General features: G+C 71.1%; 10 protein-coding genes. 9 read left to right on the plus strand and 1 reads right to left on the minus strand.

The genetic code is table 11. From position 1 onward, the window contains the following. Positions 1–258 precede the first annotated feature (258 nt). Positions 259–687, minus strand: coding sequence for a CBS domain-containing protein (locus tag E1267_RS39750; protein WP_132340829.1), 429 nt, complete (start codon positions 685–687; stop codon positions 259–261). 131 nt (positions 688–818) lie between these two features. Here E1267_RS39750 and E1267_RS39755 point away from each other — a divergent pair, with 131 nt between their 5' ends. From E1267_RS39755 to E1267_RS39795, 9 genes are all read left to right on the plus strand, one after another. Further along, a complete protein-coding gene (locus E1267_RS39755) occupies positions 819–2213 on the plus strand; it encodes an aminopeptidase P family protein (RefSeq protein WP_132340831.1) in 1395 nt (464 codons plus the stop codon). Positions 2214–2354: 141 nt separating this feature from the next. Continuing rightward, positions 2355–3146, plus strand: a complete 792-nt coding sequence (locus E1267_RS39760; protein ID WP_165960066.1) for an MlaE family ABC transporter permease — start codon at positions 2355–2357, stop codon at positions 3144–3146. After that, positions 3146–4003 (plus strand): ABC transporter permease, encoded by an 858-nt coding sequence (locus tag E1267_RS39765; RefSeq protein ID WP_132340833.1) that lies wholly within the window; start codon positions 3146–3148, stop codon positions 4001–4003. The genes E1267_RS39760 and E1267_RS39765 overlap by 1 nt, the downstream gene beginning before the upstream one ends. A 4-nt stretch (positions 4004–4007) precedes the next feature. Further along, positions 4008–5027: an MCE family protein gene (locus tag E1267_RS39770; protein ID WP_132340835.1), complete on the plus strand. Its 1020-nt coding sequence runs from the start codon at positions 4008–4010 to the stop codon at positions 5025–5027. After that, entirely contained in the window at positions 5027–6070 is a 1044-nt protein-coding gene (locus E1267_RS39775) for an MCE family protein (RefSeq protein WP_132340837.1), read from the plus strand. The genes E1267_RS39770 and E1267_RS39775 overlap by 1 nt, the downstream gene beginning before the upstream one ends. After that, the gene (locus E1267_RS39780) at positions 6070–7095 is read left to right on the plus strand and encodes an MlaD family protein (protein ID WP_132340839.1); all 1026 of its coding nucleotides are present in this window, start codon (positions 6070–6072) and stop codon (positions 7093–7095) included. Before E1267_RS39775 ends, E1267_RS39780 begins: the two co-directional genes overlap by 1 nt. Beyond that, positions 7092–8111 (plus strand): MCE family protein, encoded by a 1020-nt coding sequence (locus E1267_RS39785; protein WP_132340841.1) that lies wholly within the window; start codon positions 7092–7094, stop codon positions 8109–8111. The genes E1267_RS39780 and E1267_RS39785 overlap by 4 nt, the downstream gene beginning before the upstream one ends. Continuing rightward, positions 8108–9121 carry an MCE family protein gene (locus E1267_RS39790; RefSeq protein WP_132340843.1) on the plus strand — a complete coding sequence of 338 codons (1014 nt, stop codon included), beginning with the start codon at positions 8108–8110 and terminating at the stop codon, positions 9119–9121. Before E1267_RS39785 ends, E1267_RS39790 begins: the two co-directional genes overlap by 4 nt. After that, positions 9118–10410 carry an MlaD family protein gene (locus E1267_RS39795; RefSeq protein ID WP_246064585.1) on the plus strand — a complete coding sequence of 431 codons (1293 nt, stop codon included), beginning with the start codon at positions 9118–9120 and terminating at the stop codon, positions 10408–10410. Before E1267_RS39790 ends, E1267_RS39795 begins: the two co-directional genes overlap by 4 nt. Positions 10411–10614 lie beyond the last annotated feature (204 nt).

Below are 10614 nucleotides of genomic sequence, written 5' to 3' on the forward strand. Positions count from 1 at the left end.
GGAGGGGACCTCTTGTGACGGGACGGGCTGCGTCGCCGTCGGCTCGGGAGCGCCCGTCACCTCGGTCGTCACCGTGATCCTGGGCGGCGGCGCCTGCGTCGACGTGCTCGCCCCGAACCCCACGAACACCCCCAGCAGGAACCCGAGGAGGGCGGCGAGCCCCGACACGAGCAAGATGATCGTCGGACTGCTCGTCGCCCGGGGATATTCAGGTGGAGGAGGAGGCCCGTACATCACGGACCCAGCGTCCCATCACCGTCAACGATGGAGATAGTCGACGAGCGACGCCTTCTCCGCCTCCAGCTCCTCGATCGCGCTCTTGACCACGTCGCCGATGCTGACGATGCCGACGAGCCGGCCGCCGTCGACCACGGGCATGTGCCGGACCCGCTCGGTGGTCATGGTGCGCCGCAGCGACTCGACGTTCTCGCCGGGGCCGACCGTGTGGACCTCGGCGGTCATGATGGCGGACACGGGGTCGTCCAGCACCGCGGCACCGCGGTCGTGGAGGCGGCGTACGACGTCGCGCTCCGACACGATGCCCTCGATGACGGCCCCGTCGCTGGAGACCACGACGGCCCCGATGTTGTGCTCGGCGAGCTTGGCGAGCAACTCCCGCACGGTCGCGGCCGGCGTCACGGTCGTGACCTCACTGCCCTTGCCGCGAAGAATCGTCCCGATGAGCATCCGCACCACCTCTGCCCCTCAGTGTTCCAACCCCCGCGTCACGGCAAACTGCCCCCCGAGGATGCAGTCATGCGGTCCCGTAGGCTGCCTGCCGTATCCACGTACGACACGAAGATCCGAAGGACCGCCGCATGACCGAGCCGCTCAACATCGGAAGCCACGACCTGCCCGTAACCGACGAGCTGGCCGCGTTCATGCGGACCGGCTGGGCGCCGTCCCGGCGGGGCGAGGTGAGCGCACGGCCTATCGCGCCGTGGGCCGCCAAGCGCCGCGCCGCGCTGACCGCGCGCTTCCCCGGCGAACGGCTCGTGATCCCGTCGGGCACGCTCAAGGTGCGCAGCAACGACAGCGACTACCGGTTCAGGCCGCACAGCGCGTACTCCTACCTGACGGGCGCGTCGGAGTCCGACGACGTGCTGGTGATCGAGCCGTCCGGCGAGGCGGTGCTGTACGTCAGGCCGCGCGCCCCGCGCGAGGAGGGCCAGGAGTTCTACCGCGACCGCCGCTACGGCGAGTTCTGGGCGGGGCCCCGGCCCGATTTGGCCGAGGCCGAGGAGATGTACCAGCTGCGCTGCGCGCACATCCGCGACCTGGAGCTGGAGGGCCGCCCGGCCAGGGTCCTGAGGGGCGTCGACGCCTCGGTGGACGCGCGGGCTGCGCGCGGCGGCGGCGACGCCGAGCTGGAGTCCTTCCTGTCGGAGATGCGGCTGGTCAAGGACGAGTGGGAGCTGGGAGAGCTGCGGCACGCGGTGGACGCGACGGCACGCGGGTTCGAGGACGTCGTCCGCGCGCTGCCGCAGGCCCTCGGGCACCCGCGCGGTGAGCGCTACCTGGAGGGCGTGTTCGGGCTGCGGGCCCGGCTCGAGGGCAACGCGACCGGCTACGACAGCATCGTGGCCGCGGGGTCGCACGCCTGCGTGCTGCACTGGATCCGCAACGACGGCCGGCTGTCGCCGGACGACCTGCTGCTGATGGACGCGGGCGTCGAGGCCGACACCCTCTACACCGCCGACGTCACCCGTACGCTGCCGATCTCGGGGCGCTTCGACGCGGTCCAGCGGCAGGCGTACGAGCTGGTGTACGAAGCGCAGACGGCGGCCATCGCCACGCTCAGGCCGGGCGCCCGCTTCCGCGACTTCCACCTGGCGGCCATGCGCGTCATCTGTGACGGCCTGCGCGACTGGGGCCTGCTGAAGGGCTCCACCGACTCCCTCATGGAGAGCGGCCTCTACCGGCGCTACACGCTGTGCAGCAGCGGCCACATGCTCGGGCTCGACGTGCACGACTGCGCACGGGCGCGGGCGGAGGTCTATCTGGACGGCGTGCTGGAGGAGGGCCACGTGCTCACCGTGGAGCCCGGCCTGTACTTCCAGCCCGACGACCTGACGCTGCCCGAGGAACTGCGCGGCATCGGCGTCCGCATCGAGGACGACCTCGTCGTGACCGCCGACGGCGCCGCCCTGCTGTCCGGCGGGCTTCCCCGCCACCCCGACGAGATCGAGTCCTGGATGGCCACCCTGGCGTAACGGGCCGGTCACGTTTCGTGCGGAGCTGACAAGGTGTGAGCTGCGTCTCATACCTTTTCCTCAAATTCCCGCCAGAGCATCGACTGCCGGTCAACCCGTCAGTAGGGTGACTGATCCGTAGGCGGCGGAGGTGGTCAGCTGATGGCCTTGTCCGGGTTCGTCGGACGTAGGGCCGGGTCGGTGCTCGGCCAGGTCGGTGACCTGTTCGTCATCGTCCTGGAGGGGCTGCGCCGCAGCTGGGACGTACGCCGCTGGTGGTGGGAGTTCGTCGACCAGTGCTGGTTCCTGGCCCGCGTCACCAGCGTGCCCGTCCTGCTCGTCTCCCTGCCGCTCGGCGCGACCGTGGCGCTCCAGGTGGGCGAGCTGGCCTGGCAGCTGGGCGCGGGCTCGGCCACCGGCAGCGCCGTCTTCGTCGGCCTCATCCGCGAGGTCGCGCCGCTGGCCAGCGCGCTGCTGATCGCGGGGGCCGGAGGCAGCGCGATGACGTCCGACATCGGCGCGCGCAACATCCGCGACGAGCTGAGCGCGATGGAGGTCATGTCGGTCAACCCGATCCACCGGCTGGTCACCCCGCGCATGTGGGCGGCCAGCACGATCGCGGTGTGCCTGTGCCCGCTGGTCATCCTGGCGGGCGCGAGCGGCGGCTACTTCTTCAACGTGATCGTGCAGGGTGTCACACCCGGCGCGTACTTCGACGGCGCGCTGTCGCTGGTCGTCGCCTCCGACCTGTACGTCACCCTGTTCAAGGCCTGGATCTTCGGGTTCATCGCGGCGGCGGTCGCCTGCTACAAGGGCATGACGTGCGCGAGCAGCCCGGTGGGCGTGGGGCGGGCGGTCAACCAGTCGACCGTGGTGACGTTCATGCTGGTGTTCACGTTCAACTACGTGATCTCCGCCGTCTACTTCCTGGCCTACCCGCCGAGGTCGCTCTGATGGCCATGACGCGCACGGCGGGCCCCAGGCTCGCCTTACGTGGCCGGGACATCGCCGAGCGGTTCGCGTCGCTGGCCGACTGGCCGCTGTTCGTGTGGAAGGTGCTCTTCTACTCCGTACGCGACGTGGTGCTGCGGCTCAAGTACGCCAAGGTCGTCGTCAGGCAGGTCAGCGACGTCGTGGTCGGCGTCGGGGCCACGGTCATCGGCGGCGGCATGGTCTTCGTGGTGTTCACGATGGCGTTCGTCGTCGGCGCGACCGTCGGGCTGCAGGGCTACCAGGGGTTGCAGGCGATCGGCGCGGAGTCGTTCATGGGCCTGGTGGGCTCGTTCGCCAACGTCCGCGAGATCACCCCGATCATCGCTGCCACGGCCCTCGCGGCGCAGGTCGGCTCGTCGTTCACGGCGGAGCTGGGCGCGATGCGCATCTCCGAGGAGATCGACGCGCTGGAGGTGATGGGCATCAACGCCTTCACCTACCTCGTCTGCACCCGCGTCGTCGCGGCGCTGCTGGCGCTGATGCCGATCTATCTCATCGCGTTGTTCGCCAGCTTCTTCGCCACGCGGCTGATGTGCACGGTGTTGTTCGGGCTGGCGCCCGGGGTCTACGACTACTACTTCTACCTGTACCTGCCGGTCAGCGACATCCTGTTCAGCGTCTCCAAGGTGGGCGTGTTCGCCTTCGCGGTGATCGTGATCCACTGCTTCCACGGCTTCCACGCCACCGGAGGGCCGGTGGGCGTGGGCGTGGCGGCGGGCCGCGCCATCCGCCAGTCGATCGTCACGATCGTGCTGCTCAACCTGCTGCTGTCGTACCTGTTCTGGGGCGGCGGCGGCAACATCCCGCTGACGGGGTGAGCCGGTGAGCCGATCCGACCTCTCCCTCCCCGCGCGGACCGGCGTCGCGCTCGCCCTGCTCGTGGTGCTCGCCGCAGCCACGCTGTACGTCGTACGCACCGCCACCGAGATCAGCGGCACCAGGATCGACGCCGTGTTCGCCCGCGCCGGGCAGGGCCTGGACGCCAACTCCCCCGTCAAGATCCGCGGCATCACGGTCGGCGACGTGACGAACGTGTCGCTCGACGCCAAGGGCGACGCCGTGGTGACCATGCACGTCGAGCCCGGCGTCAGGGTGCCCGCCTCCACGGTCGCCTCGGTCGAGCCCACGTCGGTGTTCGGCCCCAAGTACGTCAACCTCAAGCCCGGCTCCGGCGAGACCACCGGCCCCTACCTCCGTAGCGGAGCCGTCATCACCGACACCGAGGGCCCGCTCGACCTGTCGGACACGCTCGGCGCCGCCTACCGCGGCCTGGACGCCGTCGACCCTCGCGAGGTCGCGGTCATCGTGCACACCCTGGCCAAGGGCCTCGACGGGAAGGGCGAACACCTGCGCGAGCTGATCACCGACGCGGGCGCTCTCGTCGGCGTCGCCCACCGGCACCGCGACAGGGCCAGGCGGTTCCTGCGCGACGGCGCCCTGCTCGGCACCGCGCTGTCGGACAAGGGCGACGAGATCACCGGGATCTCCTCCGACGTCAACGTGATCACTCCCGACCTGCTGGAGCGGGCGGACAAGGTACGGGCCCTGCTGCGGGAGGTCACCTCGGTCAGCGGCCAGACGGCGCACGGGCTGGCCAGGCACCGGAGCAACCTGCGGGCCGGCGTGCACTCCGGCGAGCGGGTCGCCGCGCTCATCTACGCCCAGCTCGGGCTGGCCGGCGACGGAGTGCGCGGCCTGAACCGGCTGGTCGACCTGCTCAACGAGCTGATCGAGGCGCCGGGCCCCGGCGGCACCCGCCAGCTGCAGGTGGAGGCGTTCGTGGCGACCGACGTCTGCGAGCTGATCGTGGGCGCCTGCGGCCCCACCGACGGGAGGCGCTGATGGAGCGCACCCGCCGCTGGTGGACGTTCGCCACGTTCGTGCTCTTCATCGGCCTGACCGTGACGCTGATCGTGGTGATCAGCGTGCAGATCGCCCGGGTCGGCACGGGCGGCGGCTACCGGCTCGTCGCCACGTTCGACGACGTGTCCGGGCTGGTGGAGGGCGACCAGGTCAAGATCGCCGGCGCGCCCGTCGGCCAGGTGGACGCCATCAAGGTGGTTCACGGCCGGGCCGAGGTGACCATGGAGGTGCAGGACACGGTCAGGGTACCGGCCGACACCGAGGCCGCGGTCCGCTGGCGCAACGCCATCGGCCAGCGGGTGATCTACCTGCTGCCCGGCACCGCGCCCGGCATGCTGCCGCCCGGGTCGCGCATCGCCCGTACCACGTCCGTCGTGGACATCGGCGAGCTGGTCGGCGACCTCGGCCCGCTCACCCGCAGCCTCGACCCCGACCAGATCAACCAGTTGCTCACCGCCGCCGCCAAGTCGCTCAAGGGCAACGACCGCAACATCCCGAGACTGCTCGACAACGTCAACGCCATCACCGCCACGGTCAACGACCGCAGGAAGACCATCGAACAGCTCCTGCGGGACTACGCCACCGTCTCCGGCGTGGTCGCCAGGCGCGACAAGCAGCTGGAGCAGCTCGTCGACAACCTCGTCACGCTGACGGAGGCGTTCGCCGGCAACCGCGAGCTCATCGACGACGCGCTGGTGGAGCTGTCGGCGACCGTGCACACCTCCAACGAGGTGCTCGGCAAGAACGCCGGCGAACTCGGCGCGCTGGTCGACAACCTGTCCGGCCTGACCGGCGGCATCAGGAGGAACGTGGACGACATCGGCAGGACGGTCAGCACGTTCCCGCCGCTGTTCGCCCGCGCCCGCTCCACCGTCGAGCGCGGCCGCTACTTCATCACCGCCGTCCCGTGCGTGGCGCTGGGGCCCGCGCCCTGCCCGTACCCGATGAAGGAGCCGCCGCCGCTGCGCAACACCCGCGTGCAGAGCTCCAAGGACCTCCAGAAACTGCTGGTGGGCGACTGATGGCGCTCAAGTCCTTCCGCGACCGCAACAAGATCGCCGTCGGCCTGGTGTCGGTGGCCACGCTGGCCACGCTGCTCGTAGCGACCTTCCTCGTGGGCACGCTGGGGCTGCTGGAGAGCGGCTACCACATGTCCGGGATCTTCGTGGACTCCGGCGGCGTACGCACCGGCAACGACGTGCGCGTGGCGGGCGTGCGCGTCGGCGAGGTCACCGAGGTGCGCCCCGACTACGCGCGCGGGCACGTGGTCGTCACCTGGAAGGTCGACGAGGACGTACGCCTCGGCCGCGGCACCCGCGCCGACATCGCGCTGTCCAACCTGCTCGGCGGCCGCTACGTCAAGCTCACCGGCCCGGTCACGCCCCCCTACCTCGACCAGCTGCCCGAGGCGCAGCGGCGCGTCCCCGTGACGCGGACCGGCGTGCCCACCCTCGTCAACGACGCCATCAACGACGCGACCCGGCTGGTCGAACGGCTCGACACCGAAGCCGTGGACGAGCTGCTCACCGAGCTCGGCAAGATCGACGCCTTCAAGCGCGGCCGCGTCACCCGGCTGCTGGAGAACGTCGGCGACCTGTCGGAGACCATCAGCAAGAGCGAGCCGCAGCTGCGGCGGCTGCTCGACAACGGCACCAGGATCATGAAGATCATCGAGAAGAAGGACGAGCAGCTCGCCCGACTGGTCGACGCCATCGAGGTCATGCTGGCCGAGCTGCGCCACCGCCGCGCCGAGCTGCGTACCCTCCTCGGCGACGGCAGCGACCTGGTACGCAGCACGACCCGGCTCATCGACCGGCACGAGAAAAGCCTCGTTCGGGTCCTCGACGACAACGCGGCCGTCACGACGAGGCTCGGCGACGACAACAAGCAACTCAACTCGCTGCTGGCGTGGGCGGGCCCGACGTTCTCCGGCCTGTCCACGATGGGCGGCCAGGGCCCGTGGCTGGAGGCCATCGCGACAGGCCTCGGTCCCATCGACCCCGAGGTGCTGGCCGCCATCGCCAAGGACAGGAGGGCCGCCCGATGACCCGGCTCGTCACCGCGCTGCTGGCCTGGGCGTTCCTCGCATCGGGCTGCTCCGTGCCGGGCGCGCAGCCGTACCGGCTGGTGGCGCTCTTCAGCAAGGCGCCCTCGCTCTACGAGGAGGCGCGGGTGAAGGTGATGGGGCTCGACGCGGGTTACGTCGACGACATCGGCATCGAGGGCGACCGCGTACGGGTCTCGCTCCGCGTCGACCGCCACGTGCCCCTCCCCGCCGGCGTCAAGGCCGTGGTCGCGCCGCAGAACACGCTGGGCGAGCGCAACGTCGTGCTCTATCCCCCGTGGAAGCCCGGCGACCGGCGCGTCCAGCCAGGGGCGACGATCCCGCTGGAGCGTACCGAGCTTCCCGTGGAGATCGACGACGCGCTCGACGCCTTCACCGAGCTGACCGACGCGCTCGACGACGAGAAGCTCGGCGACGTGGCCGGCGACCTGGCCGACGGGGTCAGGGGACGCGGCAAGACCATCGGCGACGCCGTCAGCGACACCTCAAGGCTCACCGGCGTACTCGCCGAGCAGGACCAGCAGCTCGTCGCCCTGGCCAAAGGGCTGAGCCGGCTGGCCACCGGCCTCAACGAGCGAGAACGCCAGGTGACGGGCGCGATCGACTCCTTCGCCGAGGCGAGCTCCATCCTGGCGGAGGAACGGCGCCGGCTGCGCGGGTTCGTCTCCAGCATGGCCGGCTTCGTCCGCCGCGGCGACGTGATCATCGAGCAGTACGCGCAGCGGCTCCCGCAGGCCGCAAGCACCCTGGCCGAGCTGGTCCTGACCGTCAGGGCCAACAGCGCCTCCGCGGCGCAGGCGGTCAAGGGCGCGGCCGACTTCGCCGACGTGATCATCGACTCGTGGGACAGGGACCAGCACGTGCTCAAGATCCGTGTCGTGCTGAACGCGCTGACCAGGGCGTGGCTGGCTCCGCTGTTCGACTCGCTCGACCTCGGCGACGTCCCGTGCCTGCCCGCCGGACTGAGCAACTGCCCCTTCCAGAGGAGGCCGCGATGAGGGCGGGCGCACTGGCCGGGCTGCTCGTGCTGTCGCTCACGACGTCGTCGTGCTCGCTGCAGACGCTCGGCGCGATTACCGGTGACCTGACTCTGCACGCCGTCTTCGACGACGTGCAGAGCCTGGTGGCGGGGCACAGCGTGCAGATCTCCGACGTACGAGTGGGCACCGTCACCGGCATCCGGCTGCAGGGCTACCGGGCCAGGGTCACCATGTCCATCACCTCGGAGCACCGCGTGCCGGAGGGCAGCACCGCCACCGTGGCCAAGACGTCCGTGCTGGGCGAGAACTACGTGCTGCTCGCCCCGCCCAAGGGCAAGGACCTGTCCACGGGGCCCTACCTCAGGAGCGGCGCCACCATCGCCCGCACCTCCGTCGAACCGGACATCGAGCAGGTCACCGCCAAGGCCGGGCCGCTCATCGAGGCGCTCGGCGCGCAGGACGTGAACGCCGTCCTGGACGCCGCCTCGACCGCGTTCGCCGGCCAGGGCGACGACGTCAACAAGCTGATCAGGCAGACCGCCGAGGTCACCGACGCCTACGCCGCAGCCCGCCGCGACCTGGGCACCAGCATCGACACCCTGGCCGAGCTGGGCGACGACCTCGCCAAGGGCGGCACGGAACTGGACCGGCTGCCCGGCACCCTCGCCGCCGCCACCACGCGCATCGCGCACGGGCGCAAGCACGTCAAGAAGACCGTCGTCGCGCTGACCAGACTCGCCAAGGAGGCCAACCTCACCGTCTACCCACGGCACGCCGCGCGGTTGCGCACGCTGCTGCGGGAGCTGGCGGCCATCTCCTCGGCCATGCAGCGCGGCAAGGAGGACCTGAAGGCGCTGGTGGCCAAGCTGCAGAAGTTCATCGACGCCCCGCCGATCACGGTCAACGGGCAGGTGCTGATCTACCTGTGGCTCAAAGGTGTGCTGGTGCCCCAGCGGCGCGACGCCGACCGGCCCACCCTGCCGAACAGGATCGAGGACTTCCGCCTGCTCCTGGAGCCGCCGCGATGAACAGGCGCATCTACGTCAACCTCGGGTTCTTCGTCGTGCTGGGCGTCGTCATGACGGTGTGGGCGTTCAGCACGATCATCCGGCTCGACGCCATCGAGCGGCCGTACCGGGTGTCGGCCGAGTTCGTCTCGTCACCCGGCCTCGTGCGCGGGTTCGACGTCGCCTACCTGGGCGTCCGCGTCGGCAAGATCGGAGACGTACGGCTCGCGCCCGGCAAGATCGTCGTCGGTCTCGACATCGACAGGGAGATCCGGCTGCCGAAGGGCGTCTCGGCCGAGGTGCGGCGCAAGTCCGCCATCGGGGAGCCGTACGTTGAGCTCTCGCCGCCCGCCACCGGAGCGGGCGGCCCGCGGCTCGCGGCCGGTGACACGATCACGCTGGGCAGGACGTCCGTGCCGCTCGACTACAAGAAGGTGTTCGAGGGCGTCGGCAAGCTCCTCACCGCCGTGCCGCCCGAGGACGCCAGGGCGATCACCCACGAGCTGGCCGTCGCCCTCGACGGCCGGGCGCCCGCGATCAGGCGCATCATCGACGACGCCCACACCCTGACCGGCACCCTCGCCGACAACACCGAGGTGCTCGACGACCTGGCGGTGCAGCTCACCCGGCTCACCCACACGCTGGCCGGCAAGCGGGGCGAGCTGGCCTCCGGCATCACCGACCTCAGCAAGGTCACGGCCGCCCTGCGCGCCTCCCGCGGCGACCTCAACACCTTCCTCGACCGGGGTCCGGGCGTGTTCGCGCAGCTCGACGAGGCCGTCCGGCGGTCGAGGCCGGGGTTCTCGTGCCTACTGACCGCGGCAGGGCTGCCGCACGAACCGGTCTTCTCCCCTGAGACCGAGCGGAACGTGCACCACCTGCTGAGCGTCATGCCGACCGCGTTGAGCCTGGCCGACGACATCAGCGACCGGCGCGGCGACACCGTGTACGGCAGGGCGTCGTTCATCTTCAGCGTTCCCGGGGGGCCCAGCCGGCCGAGGAGTACGCGCGGGCGGCCGGACCGCCCACCGTGCCGAAGCTGCGCGCCTGCCCGGACCGCGCGCCCGCCACCGACGCCTCCGACGAGGGCGCCCGTACCGGCCGGGACCGGGATGCGCGGGACACGTCCGTACGACGCGACGCCGCCGCGCGACCGGACGGCACGGGCCGGCCGGACACCTCGAACCGGCCGCGGGCCTCCGCGCGGCCCGATGCCTCGGCCCGGCCGGACGCCTCCGTGCGACCGGACGCCGGGGACGCCGCCAGGCCGGGCCGGAGCCCTCAGCCCGCACCATCGTCCAGTGACGTGACCGCCGCCGGTGCCACGTCCCCTGACCCGCCGAACACCGCGCCCCTGATTGCCGCGATTTTCCTCGCCGTAGTGGCCTTTGGTGGCATGGTGGGCTGGATCGCCGCGGGTCGGGCCGCCCGCCGCCGTGAGGAGTCACGATGACCACCGAGCAGGATCTCTCCGCAGCCCTCCGCACCGACGAGGCCCGCGAGGAGACCTCCCC

The sequence above is a fragment of the Nonomuraea longispora genome (assembly GCF_004348345.1).
GTDB classification, from domain to species: domain Bacteria; phylum Actinomycetota; class Actinomycetes; order Streptosporangiales; family Streptosporangiaceae; genus Nonomuraea; species Nonomuraea longispora.